The 16,449-nt window shown below is 47.7% G+C and carries 14 protein-coding genes and 1 riboswitch; of the genes, 6 read left to right on the forward strand and 8 right to left on the reverse strand.

Annotated features, from left to right (window positions below; translation table 11 throughout):
* Positions 1-3 precede the first annotated feature (3 nt).
* The 4 genes from CRG97_RS18635 to CRG97_RS18650 all read right to left on the reverse strand — a co-directional run bounded on the left by CRG97_RS18635 (position 4) and on the right by CRG97_RS18650 (position 5,781).
* The gene (locus CRG97_RS18635; RefSeq protein ID WP_098746128.1) at positions 4-1,638 is read right to left on the reverse strand and encodes a response regulator; all 1,635 of its coding nucleotides are present in this window, start codon (positions 1,636-1,638) and stop codon (positions 4-6) included.
* Positions 1,639-1,838: 200 nt separating this feature from the next.
* Positions 1,839-3,197, reverse strand: coding sequence for an MATE family efflux transporter (locus CRG97_RS18640; protein WP_098746130.1), 1,359 nt, complete (start codon positions 3,195-3,197; stop codon positions 1,839-1,841).
* A gap of 322 nt (positions 3,198-3,519) precedes the next feature.
* The gene (purT, locus tag CRG97_RS18645; RefSeq protein WP_098746132.1) at positions 3,520-4,680 is read right to left on the reverse strand and encodes a phosphoribosylglycinamide formyltransferase 2; all 1,161 of its coding nucleotides are present in this window, start codon (positions 4,678-4,680) and stop codon (positions 3,520-3,522) included.
* Between the two features lie 81 nt (positions 4,681-4,761).
* A riboswitch (ZMP/ZTP riboswitch) is annotated at positions 4,762-4,842 on the reverse strand.
* 63 nt (positions 4,843-4,905) lie between these two features.
* Complete coding sequence (locus CRG97_RS18650; RefSeq protein ID WP_098746134.1) at positions 4,906-5,781, reverse strand: LysR family transcriptional regulator; 876 nt, start codon at positions 5,779-5,781, stop codon at positions 4,906-4,908.
* 111 nt (positions 5,782-5,892) lie between these two features.
* On the opposite strand from CRG97_RS18650, the gene dapA reads away from it, so the two are divergent.
* The 3 genes from dapA to CRG97_RS18665 all read left to right on the forward strand — a co-directional run bounded on the left by dapA (position 5,893) and on the right by CRG97_RS18665 (position 8,977).
* On the forward strand, positions 5,893-6,768 hold the full coding sequence (gene dapA / locus CRG97_RS18655; RefSeq protein ID WP_098746136.1) for a 4-hydroxy-tetrahydrodipicolinate synthase: 876 nt from the start codon (positions 5,893-5,895) through the stop codon (positions 6,766-6,768).
* A gap of 286 nt (positions 6,769-7,054) precedes the next feature.
* Positions 7,055-8,497: an ATP-binding protein gene (locus CRG97_RS18660; RefSeq protein ID WP_098746138.1), complete on the forward strand. Its 1,443-nt coding sequence runs from the start codon at positions 7,055-7,057 to the stop codon at positions 8,495-8,497.
* A 27-nt stretch (positions 8,498-8,524) separates the two neighbouring features.
* On the forward strand, positions 8,525-8,977 hold the full coding sequence (locus CRG97_RS18665; protein ID WP_098746140.1) for a hypothetical protein: 453 nt from the start codon (positions 8,525-8,527) through the stop codon (positions 8,975-8,977).
* A 30-nt stretch (positions 8,978-9,007) separates the two neighbouring features.
* Here CRG97_RS18665 and CRG97_RS18670 read toward each other — a convergent pair whose 3' ends face one another.
* The 4 genes from CRG97_RS18670 to CRG97_RS18685 all read right to left on the reverse strand — a co-directional run bounded on the left by CRG97_RS18670 (position 9,008) and on the right by CRG97_RS18685 (position 12,011).
* Positions 9,008-9,640, reverse strand: a complete 633-nt coding sequence (locus CRG97_RS18670; RefSeq protein ID WP_098746142.1) for a YdcF family protein — start codon at positions 9,638-9,640, stop codon at positions 9,008-9,010.
* Between the two features lie 145 nt (positions 9,641-9,785).
* Positions 9,786-10,307 carry a GNAT family N-acetyltransferase gene (locus CRG97_RS18675; protein ID WP_098746144.1) on the reverse strand — a complete coding sequence of 174 codons (522 nt, stop codon included), beginning with the start codon at positions 10,305-10,307 and terminating at the stop codon, positions 9,786-9,788.
* A gap of 168 nt (positions 10,308-10,475) precedes the next feature.
* Complete coding sequence (locus tag CRG97_RS18680; protein ID WP_098746146.1) at positions 10,476-10,961, reverse strand: DinB family protein; 486 nt, start codon at positions 10,959-10,961, stop codon at positions 10,476-10,478.
* Between the two features lie 135 nt (positions 10,962-11,096).
* The gene (locus tag CRG97_RS18685; protein ID WP_098746148.1) at positions 11,097-12,011 is read right to left on the reverse strand and encodes a LysR family transcriptional regulator; all 915 of its coding nucleotides are present in this window, start codon (positions 12,009-12,011) and stop codon (positions 11,097-11,099) included.
* Between the two features lie 564 nt (positions 12,012-12,575).
* On the opposite strand from CRG97_RS18685, the gene CRG97_RS18695 reads away from it, so the two are divergent.
* From CRG97_RS18695 to CRG97_RS18705, 3 genes are read left to right on the forward strand one after another with little or no spacing between them, the layout of a single operon-like run.
* A complete protein-coding gene (locus tag CRG97_RS18695) occupies positions 12,576-13,748 on the forward strand; it encodes an ROK family transcriptional regulator (protein ID WP_098746151.1) in 1,173 nt (390 codons plus the stop codon).
* A 17-nt stretch (positions 13,749-13,765) separates the two neighbouring features.
* Entirely contained in the window at positions 13,766-15,046 is a 1,281-nt protein-coding gene (locus CRG97_RS18700; RefSeq protein WP_098746153.1) for a hypothetical protein, read from the forward strand.
* Between the two features lies 1 nt (position 15,047).
* Positions 15,048-16,229, forward strand: coding sequence for an MFS transporter (locus CRG97_RS18705; RefSeq protein WP_098746156.1), 1,182 nt, complete (start codon positions 15,048-15,050; stop codon positions 16,227-16,229).
* Positions 16,230-16,449 lie beyond the last annotated feature (220 nt).

The raw sequence follows: 16,449 nt of genomic DNA on the forward strand, positions 1-16,449 counted from the left end.
GTTCTACCCCCTCGCTTGTGTCCGGTATTCCTTGGGTGAGATGCCGACCTGCTTCTTGAAGCAGAAGCTGAAATAATTCGGATTGGCAAATCCGACACGCTCCGCAATTTCGAAGGCTTTAAGGTCCGATGATCGAAGAAGCTCTTTGGCCGTTTCCATCCGAAGCTGCATTAAATACTGCACATAGGTCATTTTGACTTCTCTTTTGAACACAGCGCTAAAATAGCCTGTACTGATATGAAGCTGCACGCACAGCTTCTGCAGCGATAACTCCGAATCACCGTAATGCTCCCGGGTATATTGGAGTGCCTTCTCCACGATGTCTTTGTACGCATGCTGCCTGGAGCTGGCAATATGCTTGCGTATAGTTAAACAGACATCCTGAAGCCAAGCTTTAGCCTCCTGCAATCCGGAAAACTTGAAGATCTCCGCATGCAGCTGAGATCCAGCGCCGAACAACGCCTCGATCTCAATCCCGGATTCTTGGGCCGATCGCAATATAGTCGTTACCACCTCCAGGAGGTATACCTGAACGTCCTGAATGGTACAGGAGGCACCCATGAGTTCATCAAATATGTGCGAGATTGCTTCAGTTAATTCCTCTTCCGTTCCGAGCTTTAGACTGCGGATCAGCGCTTGCTCCTTTAATTCATCCAGACGAACTCCCTCCGGTCTCGGGCGCTCGACATCATCAATGAAGATGACTTTCTCGGCACCAAGAATCAACCGGTAGTCGAGCGCCAGCAGCGCATCCTGATAGGAATACTTAAGGTCGGACAGATTCCGCAACATAGAGCCCACGCCAATCGTAACCGGCAGCTTCAAATAATGAAGAATGCTTTTTAACAAGCGGTCAAGTGTCACCTGCAGCTCGCTAAACCACGCTTCGTCTTCGCTCTCGTCATTCGTAATCAACAGCACGATGCTGTCCTGATGTATGAATGCGCTTACAAAAAATGCGGGATCCAGAAGCTCCTTAGCAATGTTCAGCATGGCATGCAGCATTAAATCCAAGTCTCCCGAATGGCGAAGGGAAGTTGAGGACGTATGCTCCTTATCTACAGATGCGGGATATAATGCCATAACCGCAGCCAGGTAACAACCTCCATTCACAGACAATTCGTAATTTCGAGTCTTCTCCTCTATGATCGAGCGGGGCAATTTCCGGGTGAGCAGAGACGCAAGAAACGATTCCCGAAGCAAAGGCAGGCTCGTGCGGTAATGCTCCTTCAACTGGCGCACGTCCTCACGCTCCGCAACCTCCATGTCGATCTTGTCTTTGATCTTTCCCAACAGCTCCATGAAGCTTTCGGCAGAGAATGGCTTCAGCAAATACTCGTCCACGCTGAGCGTAATCGCTTGACGGGCATAATCAAATTCATCGTATCCGGTTAAGATCACGATTTTGCACAGCGGCTGAAACTCTCTGAGCCACGAGGCCAACTGGAGCCCATCCTGAAACGGCATACTGATATCGGTAATGACGACATCCGGCTCCAATCGCTCCGCAAGCTCCATGGCCTCTCTCCCGTTCTCCGCCGTTCCCTCGATCGTAAATCCGCAGGCTCCCCACTGGATTTCCTGCACGAGTCCCTCTCTAACATCGGCTTCATCGTCCACTAACAACACTTTATACAAGGCAACCTCTCCTGTTCTAATCTGTCAAATTAGTTAAAAGAATCTAATGTGATCTTACCCCGGCGCATCCAAATTTGGAATGCATCTTTTTTCAAGCTTGATGAAGCAAAAAAAAAGAACGAATGCATGGCTATTGAACAACAGAATGATTTCTGTTCATTAAGTCATGATTCGTTCTAAATTCAATTGTGTAAAAATCCTTACGCCTGAACAGGTACGGAGACGGGTTTGGCAGGCGCGCTTAATCTTTTAATGCTCAAGTAGTAGGCAATGCCGAGCGGAATGACGGCTCCGAGCCAAGCCAGCGGATTTGCCAGGCTTGCGCCGAGGAACCCAATCTGCGCGGTCAGGAAGATGGCAGCCAATACCCGCATAATCAGTTCCATGATGCCGGCTACGGTTGGGATAAAGCTCTGCCCCAGTCCCTGCAGCGTGAAGCGGTAGATGAACAACAGCGACAGAAGCAAATAGGTGCTACCGTTCGATAAGAAATACAGCCTGCTAAGGGACAGCAATTCTTCCTGTCCTTGACCGACAAAGAGGCTGACGGCTGCAGGACCCGCAAATATAACCAGCAAGCCCACAGCGAGGCTGAAGGATCCCGAGACCCATATGCATTGTTTAACTCCAAGCTTGATTCGGTCTATGCGATTCGCTCCGAAGTTCTGGGCAGCAAAAGTCGCCATCGTAATGCCAAAGGAACTCATGGGTTGCGTAGCAAGCATGTCAATCTTCTGGGCCGCCGTATATGCGGCTACGGCTGTTGCCCCGAGACCGTTAAGCGTAATTTGTAGAATGATGGCTCCGATCGCAATGATGGAGGCTTGGAAGCCCATCGGGAAACCGACCCACATATGCTTGCGTATAAATGTCCAATCGATGGACCAATCGGCATTCTTGAACTGCAGCAGCGGAACTTTTTTATGAATGTATAATAAACAGAGTACGCAGGAGAACAGCTGCGATACCACCGTGGCAAGCCCCGCTCCGGCTACTCCCATCTTGAATACAAGAATAAATAACAGATCGAGTACGATGTTCAGAATGCTTGCGACCACCAAGAAGAGAAGCGGCGTCCGGCTGTCCCCAAGCGCTCTGAGCAGGTTCGCCAGCAAGTTGAACAGGACGGCTGCGCCAACACCCCAGTTGATAACGATTAAATACGAATAAGCATCATCCAAAATTTCTGCCGGCGTGTTCATCATGACCAGGACAGGCCTCGTGAATATGACACTCACAATGGTAAGGAAAACTGTGAATATAAGACTAATCCATATACTGGTTCCCACGCTTTTGCGAACACCCGCGATATCCTTGGCGCCAAAGCGCTGCGCCGTTATGATGGACAAACCGGCCGTCAAACCTTGGGCAAAACCAATGACAAAAAACAAAATACTGCCCGTCGAGCCAACAGCCGCAAGTGCGTTCACACCAATGGTGCGCCCCACGATCAGGGTATCCGCCATATTATAAAATTGTTGAAAAATATTTCCGATCAAAAGCGGGATCGTAAACATGATGATCAGCTTGATCGGACTTCCTTGCGTCATGTCTCTCATGTAGATTCTCCTATGCCGTCTTAAACGTTCCTCTATATATTTATTTGATATTATAACGCTTTAAATCGTGCCCATAGAGCATCTCATTGAAAACATTATAATGGGTGCGGGTCGTTTGTATTCTTGTGTATCTTATCATGAAAGAACATAAATTTCTGCATATTTATCATCAAAACCAAAACGAAAACAAGACATGATGATTAGAACGGTTCATACCCGATTCTGATCCACGAAATAACGTCAATGAAAAAAGATCAACCGGTTAATCGGTTGACCTTTTTTCTCATGATTATGGAAGCACCACCCTAAGAATCGGAAATGATTATGCTTCTTCAACAGCAAGCTTATCCAAAGCCAGCTTCGCACGCGAACGCGCTTCCTCCACTGTGCCGGCGGTTGACAACGCAACTGCGACCCGTCTTCCGACCTTGGTCACCGGTTTTCCGAAAATACGCAGCTGAGTATTCGGAACAGCCAATGCTTGCTCGGCGCCGGTAATTGTGTAATTCTCCAGCTCTCGCACCGCTTTCAGCGGACGGCTGGCTCCCGGCGTGATCAATTCGATCTCCGGGATCGGAAACCCAAGAATGGCACGGACGTGAAGCGCGAATTCAGATAAATTTTGCGTGACCAGTGTAACCAATCCTGTATCATGCGGTCGCGGAGACACCTCGCTAAAATACACTTTATCCTCAGTCAGGAACAGTTCGACCCCAAACAATCCATAACCGCCAAGCTCATCGGTAATCTTCCTTGCAATATATTTAGCTTCCTCGATTTGCTCTTCCGACATATTGTGTGGCTGCCAGGATTCGATATAATCCCCGCTTTCCTGAATATGTCCGATTGGTGCACAGAAGCTTGTTCCATTGACGGAACGAACGGTCAGAAGCGTGATCTCCGACAGGAACGTAATGAATTCCTCAATGATCACTTTTCCGTTCTGCACACGGCCGCCCTCCATGGCGATGTTCCAGCAGGGCTCGATATCTCCTTCGCAGCGGCATACGCTCTGGCCTTTGCCTGAGGAGCTCATCAGAGGTTTAATTACACACGGAAACCCCATGTCCAGAACAGCCTGTTTAAACTCCTCATAAGTATCGGCAAATCGATAGCCCGCAGTAGGCAGCCCTAACTCCTCTGAAGCTAACCGGCGAATCCCTTCTCGGTCCATCGTAAGTTTTGCAGCTCTGGCAGTAGGAATAACCCGGTACCCCTCTTCCTCCAGCTTAACCAGCTCCGAGGTGGCCAGCGCCTCGATCTCAGGTACGATCAGGTCCGGCTTCTCCTGCTCAATGATGGCGCGCAATTTCTCCCCATCCAGCATATCGATGACATGGCTATGATCGGCAACATGCATGGCAGGAGCGTCGGCATAACGATCGACGGCTACGGTTTCAACACCCAGTCTCTGCGCCTCAATCATGACTTCTTTTCCCAGTTCTCCCGAACCTAGCAGCAGTATTTTCTTCGTTTTTAACATCGTTGTTTTATCCCCTTTTCGTAGTTTCAGAGATTTATAGAAGCAGAAAATAATAAAGAGGTAAGGAAAATAAGCTTCCCTTACCTCTGCCCAGGCGTACGGCCGTCGTCATCTATGTGCTCCCTCATGGTCCCCCATGCTACGCCAGTCACACATAAACCTATACATTGTTATTTAAATCATACTTAATCTTCCCGTTAATTGCAATATCACCATAAGGCGCTATTAGGATTTAGACTTCAGCATATCGATCGCATCCTTCAGCGATTGAGAAAACCACTTCTTGGGGTGAATAACCAACTGAATGTCCAGTCGAATGTCGGAATGCGCAAAGGGAAGAATCGCAAGCTCACCACGTTTGATTTCCTCCTCTGCTACCATCTTCGGCAATAATGAGATGCCCGTACCGGACATCACATATCTCTTGATCGCCTCCGGATTGCCCAATTCCAGGCCTATTCGCATTGGAACTCCGCTAGCACGCAGCACCTTTTCCAACATCACGCGGTAATTACAACTATCCTCGGGCATAATCCATTCGGCATTAGCCAGGTGTTCTAGCTCTATGACGGGTTTAACAAGAAGCGGATGATCCGGATGGGCAATCAGCAGAAGGGGCTCTTCCCGAATGGCGATCCAATTCAAGGAGGAGTCCTCTGGTTTTCCATCCAAAATAAGACCGAGATCATACTCGCCCTCTCTCACCTTACTGATGATGCTATCTTCACGATCCGGTTGTAAGCGGATGACAAGATCTTCATGCCTTTGTTTCAGCTGGTGAATGACGGACGGAAGAAAATAAGCGGCCAGCGAGTCTATCGTTCCGATCGATAAGGTGCCTCCGCCTTGCTTGGTCAGCTTTTCCTTCGACTGCTGGTACAGATCCAGCATTTGAACGGCATACTTAAGCAGCTCCTCGCCGGACTTCGTCAGGCGCAAGCCTTTGCCATAACGTTCAAACAGCTTGACGCCATATTCCTTCTCCAGCTTCTGAATCTGGGTCGTTACGCTGGATTGGGCATAACCCAACTCATTCGCGGCTTTCGTAAAACTCTGGCGAATCGCAACCTCCCTGAACGTTTGCAGGTAGATGAGTTCCATCCCTATCTCCTTATCAATAATATTGATAGTAATTATCTATTATTATAGATAACTCCGATCTTAATTCCCATGTTAAAGTATAGCCATCACTCATGAATTGGAGGAAAGGTTATGTTGAGTCAGCAAGAACTGCATGGCATTTTTGTTCCTGTGATCACTCCCTTTTTACAGGATTACGAACTGGATCTTCCTTCTTATCATCATTATTTGAAGAATTTGTTATCCTACGATATTCAGGGATTGGTCATCAACGGAACGACCGGTGAAGCGCCGACAGTTGCTTGGGAGGAAGTCGTGCAGGTTGTGGAGGAAACACGGGGGAGTCTGGGCGGACGGCTATTGCCGCTCATCATTGGTACCGGTACGAACGATACGGTATCCAGCATGAAGCGAACGGAACTGGCAGGCCATATCGGTGCTGATGCGGTATTGGTCGTCACGCCGTATTACAGTCGTCCTTCGATCGATGGCATTCTGCAGCATTTCCGAAGGGTGGCCGAGGTCGGGATCCCGGTAATACTATACGAAGTTCCTTCGCGTACTGGAATCCGGTTACCGGTTGATGCCATAAGAAGAATCATGGAGATACCCGGGGTGATCGGGATGAAAGACAGCACTTCGAGTACAGAGCTTATGAGAAGCTTATCCCCATACGATACGAAGCCCGTTCTATGCGGCAACGATGTCCTCTTTCATGAAATGCTGGTTCATGGAGCCTCTGGTGGAATATTGGCGTCGGCCAATGTGAATACCGAAGTTTTCATTCAGGTGTTTCGATTAGCAGCCCAAGGAAATTTCCCCCGTTCTGAGATCGAGTTTAACATACTGCTTCCCTCTATTCGAAAGCTGTTCGAAGAGTCGAATCCTGCTCCGCTAAAATGGCTGCTTGCCAAGCAGGGTATCATCTCATCGGACACCCTTCGACTGCCTATGGGACCCATTACGGATGAGCTTAGGCTCTCATTAGATCATGCAATGAAAATCTGATACAACCGGCTCGTTATATCATCGATTTCTCCTTGGAATGGCAAGGCATTCTCACTGCCTTGTCATTCTTGCTGCCTTGTCATTCTTGAACTGAGTACGTCATCTCCCTCTAAAAGCCCCGCTCTATTTCTTTCATGTCTATGACATGTGATAGATTTCACTGATTTTTCGCCAAAACAAGATGTTTCCGTTAAAATCTATCGCTTTAAAGGATTGATGAATGATTTCGACCCACTTATAATATGGGTACATTCAATCCTCCCAGAATTTTGAAAGGAGACTTGCAGTGCTGCCTTATTCCAGCCCTAATCATGATTTTGCCTTTGAACAATCTGTAATCGGAATGGCAATGGTATCGCTTGATGGAACGATTCTCAAGGTCAATTCGGCACTATGTGATCTATTGGGATACACGCAGCATGAGTTAACTGCCGGGGCGCCGCAAGAAGAAAACAGCTTCCGCGAGTTACTGAATCGAGTGGTTCAGAACGCAAGAGCTGCGCATGGCCTTCAGCAATCCGTAACCCCGTTTGAACATGCTTATCGCCATCCGTCCGATCGCGAGTTATACCTTAATGCACGTTGCAGCGTTGAGCAGGATCCGGAGCAGGGTCCCAAGGGATATTTGGTACAATTTGAGGATCGAACGCTGCTGAGACTGCTCATGAAACAGCTGGAGCAGAAGGAACAGAAACTCAACGAGAAGGAACATTCGTTTCTGCAGCTGCTGGAAGGACTGCCCCTCTCCGTACTCATCACAAAAAAAGGCAATGTCCACTATGTTAATCCTGCCGCGCTCAGACTGGTTAACGCTGCGCATCCTCGTGACGTCCTTGGAATTTCAACCGACGCGATCGTCGACGCATCGTACCATAACGCATTGATGAAACGCAGGGCAAAATATGCGGAGAGCGGAGAGATCGGAAGCGTCGATTATTTGATACGCTGCCTGGACGGGCAAGAGAAAATGGTCAACGGGTTCACGTTCATCATCAATTATGATGGCGAGAAAGCGGCGGTCGGGATCTTCAGAGATATCACAGAGCAGCAGATGGAAGAGGATCGCGTGATGCAATCCGAGAAGCTGACCACCGCCGGCCAGTTGGCCGCCGGCATTGCTCATGAAATTCGAAATCCGTTAACTTCGATTAATGGATTCGTGAAGTTGCTGCGATCAGCGGAACACAGCAACGAGCTCTATTTTGATATCATTGAATCGGAGCTCAAACGCATCGAGCTCATTGTCAATGAACTCCTGGTACTTTCGAAACCGCAGGGCGTTCACGTCAGCGGACCCATCGACGTGTATGCCATTATGGAACAGATCATTACGCTTATGAAGGTTCAATCAGCCCTCAAAAATATCGAGATCATCCCTCATTATCCGAGGGTACCGGTCTTCGTTCAGGGTGAAGTCAACCAGCTCAAGCAAGTATTCATCAATCTGCTGAAAAATGCCATGGAAGCGATGAATCAAGGTGGCACCATTACCCTGGACATTCTGCACAACGCTCAAGAGGTTCAAATTATCGTGCAGGATGAAGGGGTTGGAATGACGCAGGAGCAAATCCAATCCCTGGGACAGCCTTTTGTTACGACCAAAGACACCGGGACAGGACTCGGAATGATGATTACCAAGAACATTATTCATAATCATGGCGGAACGATGAACGTAGAGAGCATACCTGATCATGGGACAACCTTTACGATCCATTTACCGGCTTTATAACGCATACATATTATCGGAGGAAACGGCATGGACAATCAGGAACCAAAAACACATAAACAATTTGCGATGGACTGCTTCAATCAGGTATGGGATATCATGGAGAACAAACAGCGTACACCGGAAGACGAAGAAAACATGATTCACATATGTCACAGCTCGTTCTGGCACTGGACACGGGTTGAAGATCATACACAGCGCAACCTTTCCATAGGATATTGGCTGCTCTCCAGAGTGTATGCGGTAGTGGGTCAAGGCGAACAAGCTCTGCGTTATGCCAAGCGCTGCATCATTGTCGGATCATCGGCAAACCTCGAACCATTCTATATAGGTTACGGGTATGAAGCGGAAGCCCGAGCCTATCTGGTCCTAGGAAACAAGGAGCAAGCCATGGCGTCCAAAGAAAACGCGACAAGGTATCTCGATAAGGTAACCGACAAGGGGAGCCATCAGATGCTTGCGAACGATCTCAAGAATCTGTAACAGAACACGGCCTTCCTCTGGGCAGACCCTTTATCGGAATGGTGCAACCAATTGATAACCGATGTAATAAAAGACTTCTCTGATTAAAAATGGGACTTTGCTTCTCAGGCTCTGATACGCGCTCCGGGATGCGGGTGAAGGATTGGCTTTAAGCCCCATATCTTCTGCCATCATCATCGCACGCTTCATATGCAGTTGGTCACTCACGATGAGATAGGAGGACAGCCCTGCTGTATCCCCTATCTCATTGGCATAATGCAGATTTTGCTCGGTGATCGTCGAAGCCGTTTCGATAAGGATATCGCTCTCTGAAACACCGTGCTTGATGGCATACTGCCTGGCGACTTCCGATTCGGCAAGTTCATCCTCCGAACTACGCCCCCCTGTAAATATCAGCTTGTCTATGTACTGACGGTCATACAGCCATAATGCATGATCGATGCGTCCCCGAAAAACAGGCGAAGGCTCCCCCTCCCATACAGCAGCCCCGAGCACTATTGCTGCATCAGCCGGGATATTTACTGTTCTTTGCGCGTAGTTCCAAATCATGTTCCCTACATATATCGTATAAATCAGCAGAATTCCCATTAGTCCAAGTAAAACTTGAATCACAATACGCTTTCTTCTGCCCCCCGTTTCCCTCGCGGGCATATTTCGCATCATGTTGCACCTCCAAGCCTAATCTTAATCTAGCTCCGGCATCCGTTCTAGGCAAGCCGCCCTTATTCACAGATTTCAAAACAAACAAGCCCAATGCACCTCATTGTTATGAGAGATACATTGGGCACAGCATGTTAAAACAACAGAACTATGAAATAGTACGCCATTCAGACTTTAGCATAGCATAGGAATACTCATCCCACCAAATATCGCCACGAGGGATACACTGTTGAAAATAGCCCTCTCTCCTCATGCCTAGCTTCTCCATCACCCGGTACGAAGGTGTATTCTCGGGCTGGCATGTCGCAATGATTCGATGCAACCCCAATACCTCGAAGCCGTGCTGAAGCAAAGCTCTGGCGGCTTCCGTGGCAAACCCCCTACGATGATAGGTCGAATTAAACACCCAGCCGATTTCATACGTATGTTCGCCGAACCATGGATGAAACACCATGTGACCAATCACATGCTGTTCTCCCTGCAGCATAACTGCAAAATGATGAGCTTTACCGCCCTTGTTCTGCGCAAGAAATTCTTTTACTGTTTCTTCCGTATGCACCGGCTCAGGCATGTAATGCATCACCACCGGATCGGAAGTATACTGCAGAACATCCTGCCAATCTTCTGGTTCAAACTCGCGAATCACTAATCTTTCGGTAACGATATCCATTTGCCTAACTCCTCTTCAAGTTGTATTTAAGTGTCCTCATTCCTCACACTTCAATACAGAGGCAAATGCGATTCGCCGTATATACAGATCTTTCTTGATAACGCCGGGTCACCCTCTTTCACTGTACAGACTACTTCGAATATATTCGCCCTAAATTATGAGACTCCTTCATAATATGTCAAATTCCCGGTTATTTTGGCTGAGAATCGATTTCATTTTATCAAAATGCATGCCTTCATGATATAAGCAAAAGCTTAAGAATTCTTCTACCCTGGTTAACTTTAAACCTTTAGAAGTTGTATAGGGAGATAAGACCGTATCGTGCAGATGCATCGCGTACCTGTGTTCGATTCGATCGACCTGAACCGCAAGCAGTTCGACAAGCTCGTGCATGGATGGCCATTCTGCGCTAATCTCCCTTGGCTTAGAGCCCGTCCGGAACAGCTCGGTATAATGCTCGGGAAGGTGCATGCTCTCTCCATTTACGCCGAACGCAAACCGTTCCAATGTGAATAAGACATGTCCCATATTCCACTTTACGTGGTTGTTCATTCCACTCGGAATCATCTCCGCTATATCATCCGGGACATTCCTTACAAGATTCAACGTTTGTGTACGCACAAATGCCAAATGTTCAAACAGGTATGCTCTCATGTAGCCCACTCCTTCTAAACTTTACTTTATCCAGCGTCCGCTTTAACCGAGTGTACTCCAAATACCGATAAAGAAATAATACTGTTTTCACTCCGTTTCATAAAAAAAAATGGATGAATCAAGGGCAAACCTTCATCATCCATGGACATACTGGTTTTTTTCGCGGATATCCGCTTGAATATAGGATATAAAAGTATGGACTTGCGCGGGTCCCGCTTCTTGTCTTTTGGTGCATACCCGAATAGGGTGCGGGAAAGTTACGCCCGACACTTGAACCTTGCCAAGTTCGCCCGAAGCCAGTTCTTTCTTGATAGAAAGAGCAGGAACTAGTGCGGCTCCGTATCCAGCTTTAACCGCTTCAATTGATTCCTTCAACCCCTCTATCGTTATGGAACAGCGAGGTTCGCATGCATTCGAGCCCTCGATCAGTGACAATAACTGTTTTCGCGTGTAACTTCCCTCTTCCCTCAGTACAAAAGGTTCCTCCATAAGCTCAAGGAAAGTAACTTCTTTATCAGCTAGTCGATGAAGGGCAGGTACAGCAAAAATTAATTCATCTTCCATAATCGTAAAGGACTCAATATCTTCCGCTTCAATAGGCCAGCTGCCGCACACGATGGAGATATGCACCGAATCATTCTGCAACCGCTGCAGCGCGGTTCGAGAATTTCCTTTCAGCAGCTGCACATCCATTCTTGGATGCCGCTGTTTATATCCAACCAGCCACCCGGGCAGCAAAGTGCTCTCCGGCAGCTCCGTTGCGCATATTCGCAAGCTTCCCTGCTGACCGGATTTGATGGCCTCCATCATCTCTTCCATCTCGGCTTCCATCGCAAATAACCGCTGGGAATGCCTGGCCAACGCTATACCCGCTTCAGTCAATTGAATATTGCGTCCGTTAGCCTCTATCAATTTCATGCCGAGCTCCCGCTCCAGATTGCGGATCTGGGCTGTAACGGCTGGTTGACTTAACATCAGATTGCCGGCCGATCTCGTAACGCTTCCCGTCTTCGACACATCATTAAAAATGCGAAGTGCATGAAGATTCATAGGTCATCCCTCGATTCTTGAACTATTCACGCTGGTTTGAAGCTGTTGTCATCTTTTAGATCGTTTATATCCTAAATGATGCTCATTTGTAAACCGCTGAACCTTATAAATAACACATTGATTCTTTTAAAACACGTAAAAGACCGTCCGAATGGACGGCCCTTCTCCCTATAGATATTCTTAACTATAGTCTGTAATCCGTGACGGAAAATCAGCAGCAATAAAGATAGAATGTTTATTGCTGATTCAACTCGTCCAATAGCTGAAGCAGCGTTTCTTCCTTCACTGCGCCACCCCCTCGTCTTTTTCATCAATAACATGATCCTCCAACAATATGGTATCAGATATGCGACGACTTGAACGTGATCCAGTCGGCAACCATTTATTGTTTAATGAATTTCCATTGACACCGGTTTCATTAAGGATATATTATAAACTTAAATAGAGGTTTTCAATGTTTGTTCTTCATAAACGTTTTGGGAATCTCACACATCCGTCTTTTTAAGTTTATTTATTAAACTTAAAGAGCAGAGTGTTTAAAGAGGAAGGTAGTGATCGCACACAATGGAAGTACATTTGCCCAGCACGATTCGCAGGATGAACAAAGAGATTGTGCTCAACACCATTAAGGATATGGGACCTATAGCCCGGACCGACATTGCCAAAGAGACCGGGATAACCAAGGCAACCGTGTCCGATATCGTTAAGACACTCATTGAGGAGAAGTTAATTTTTGACGAGAAGGATGACGCGGATTTAAGCAAACGCGGCACAAGACTTCATTTTGCCAAGAACGCCGCCTTCGGTATCGCCGTTGATCTTGGGGGGACTACCCTCCATTTCGGACAGTTCAATCTGGCCGGCGAATGCATCGCTAAGCATACCGTTGCTACTTATAAGCATCAGTCAAGCCGGGAATTTCTAGACCATATGGCAACCGACATCAAAGATTTCATTGAATCTACCAGACAGCCGGCCAACCGCCTCGCATTCATAAGTATTGCCACTCCCGGAATCGTTGATCCATCCTGCGGCATGGTCCTTGAAGGATCTCCCAACTTGCCGGAATGGAAGAACATTGATCTAAGGCAGTACTTTAGCAACGTATTTCAGGTGCCCGTTACCGTTGAGAACGACGTGCGAGCTGCGCTTGTCGGCGAGATGTATGCCGGTGCGCTGCAGAATTTAAACTCTGCCGTGCTCATTGGCATTGGAACCGGGCTGGGTTCCGCTATTCTGATTGACGGCAAATTGATACGAGGTGCAAGAAACGCAGCAGGTGAAATTGGTTACATGCTGTTTCAGCAGCATCATTTGTATACCCCATCGGACAAGGGACACTTTGAAATTATATGTTCCGGTTCCGGTTTGGAAGCTGCTGCGCTTAAGATTTTCGATAAGAAGCTTACGGCTAAAGAAGTATTTGAGATGTCTGTGGAGGGAGATATCCAGGCATGTCATTTGGTTTCTAGATTCGAGGAGCATCTGGCCCTGGGCATTCTGAATATTATTTCCCTGCTCAATCCGGAGAAGATCCTGCTTATGGGTGGATTAACGCAATCCCTCTCGCTCGAAGGATTGAATGCCAAAGTGGGGCTCCACACTACGGACGTGACCGATGTTACGATCGAGATTTCAACCCTACAGCATCAATCGGCACTGCAAGGCATAGCCATTCTGGGCTTGAAGCAAGCTTACCCATCGCTTCAATATATGAATGACAAACAACTCTACTAACAGGAGCGTGATTATCAATGTCAGGAATCCAATTGCACCCGCATGATATTGTAGACGAAGGTATACCGCAGATTATGTCCTATATTCGTAAGCTGAAGGATGTCCGTTATATCTTCCCTGAAGTTAATACCATTTTCGAACGAAATCCGAACCCTGTTGGCCGTTTACCGCGAAACGCCGTGCACGAAGTTGTATTCGGTACGGGAACGATGCACGCCATCCTTCCTTCTTATGAGGGCTCTGGACTTGATCAGCGAAGAGAACTCACCCTCAGCCCGGATCAGGACCCCTTGATGATGATTAAAGAATCACTGCAGGACGAAGAGTACGAGATTATCCCGTGGCTGAATATTTTAAATGGCCATTTTGAAGGCCGTTTGCTCGCCAACAACCTAGTTACGGATATGGATGGACAAGTCATACCTCACTGGCTCTGTCCCAATGCCCCCGATGTCATCGGCTTCTGGGAAACAGCATTGCTCGACTTGCGCAAGCGTTACGGATACACCACTTACATGATTGATCGCATCCGGTATCCGGACTGGGGCGGCGAAGAAGTGAACCCGAAAGGATTGTTAACTTGCTTCTGTCCGCACTGCGAGAAAAAAATGCTAAAACAGCACATTGATGTAAGCGCCCTCAAGGATACGCTGAGACAATGGACCTCCCTAATTGCAGAGAAAAAATTCGAGGAGGCCGTAACGTTTGCCCAAAACCATGAGCTTATACAAGAATGGATCACGTTTCGTCAACGAAGCGTAACCGGCTTCGTGGAACGTCTCATCGATCGCGTAAGGAAAGTAAACGAAGACTTTACCTTGTGGCTGGATCTCTGGCCTCCTGCTTACAGCTGGATGCTCGGTCAGGATTATGCAAGCATCACGAAGTTTGCGCCCGCCTTGAAACATTTTCCGTATCATAAGCTGGGCGGCGGTGCGGACGTACAAGGATTGATTCATTATTTAGCGGATACTGCAGAGGAACAGGAACGCGCATTCCGGGCTTTTAAAAGATTCTTTGAGCTTCCGTACGACCTGTCCTATGAGACGTTTAAGCGAGAAGGGTTCCCTATTCAATTTGTCGCTGATCAGAACAACAAGGTGCGAAATCTATCCGCCCCCGATACGCGTATCTATAGCGGAATTCAGATGTGGAACATCTCTCCTCAGAATCTGATAGAGGCCGTGAAGGCCGGTGAGCGTAGTGCCGCAGATGAACTGCTGTACTACTGTTACGGCTGGGCTGCGGATGATCTGTTTGAAGCCATACAAACCTATCGAGAGAAAGGAATGAACTAGCATGCAAAAAATACAGCGCCCCATTATTTACTTTCTCATCTTTGCTACCATGTTTGTACTCGGCGGAATTCAGAACACCAAGGGTCTCATTCTGGAGAAGGTCCAGACCGATATCAATCTGGATCTCAGCCAAGTCGGCGTTATGGTATCCGTCTTTCAAGTAGGATTTTTGCTGGCAAGCCTTGTGGCCGGTATATTCGCAGACCGTAAAGGCATCAAGATCGTCATGACCTTCGGTACGGTCCTGATGATTCTCGGTTTAATCGGAACCGGCTCCTCCTATGCCGTGGCCTTCTTTCTCGGATTCTATCTGATTGTCGGTGTTGGTATCGGCTCCATGACAGTCTCTGTTGCGACGCTGATCCCCACCTTCTTCAAGGAACGATCCGGCGTGGTGTTCAACCTAGCCAACGCGTTATTCGGAGTTGGAATGATTGTTACTCCGCTCGTACTGAATGCGATTTTCTCTCACAACATCAGTTGGCGGATGTTCTATATCGGAGTAGCCGTCGTGATTGCCCTCATTCTGGCTGGACTTATGATGTTTAAACCGGAACGGAAGGTCGTCTCCGAAGGACAAGATAAAGTCAGCTTGATGTCGGTTGCAAGATTGTTTAAGGATCGCCAAATTTTATACGTCATTCTGTTCATTTTGTTCTATGTTGCAGCAGAAGCCGGATTCCTGAATTTCTTCCCTATCTTCTATACGTCGCTGGACATAGCCGGGATGGACGCGGCGCAGAAAGCCTCAACGGCAGCGTATATCATTGCCAGCTTTGCTTTCTTATTTACCATTGGACGTTTCGTGGGCGGGTTCATCATCTACAAGCTTGGCGAAAGACGCACCTTGATCGGATTCTCCGTATTCGCTTTTCTAGCCTTGATTCTCGGGCGGGTCCTGGTTGTGAACGCCAGCTATCTGATGATGCTGTTCGGACTTGCCCTGTCCGTATTGTTCCCGACGGCTCAGGGCATTGCTTCGAAACTCACGAAGCAGGCCGGGTCACTGCAAGGCCTCATCTACGTTGCCTCTGGTTTGGGAGGTGCCGTTGTTGGACTCTTGATCGGAGAAGTATCCGATTCCTTTGGCATTCAGCATGGATTTAATATGATCTTTCTTTTTACAGCAATTATTACAGTGTTGGCCCTGCTTATTCGCACCCCTGGACGGATAAAAGCCTAATCATTTCTGCATAATCATTACGCTCCCCAAGATCGCCCGCAGCATCGGGCGATCTTTTTATTTTTGGACTGCCACGATGCTCACAAGAGATTTTTTCATTTTCTGTGCAACATTAGCACGTCCCGTCCGTCTATGGATATATTGCAGCAAGTACATTTTACCAATTCATTATACGACTTAGCTGAATCCTAGCGATCTAGGATAATCTACATTTGGAGGA

Origin of the sequence: Paenibacillus sp. EZ-K15 (assembly GCF_002573715.1) — a bacterium.
Lineage (GTDB): Bacteria > Bacillota > Bacilli > Paenibacillales > Paenibacillaceae > Paenibacillus_AQ.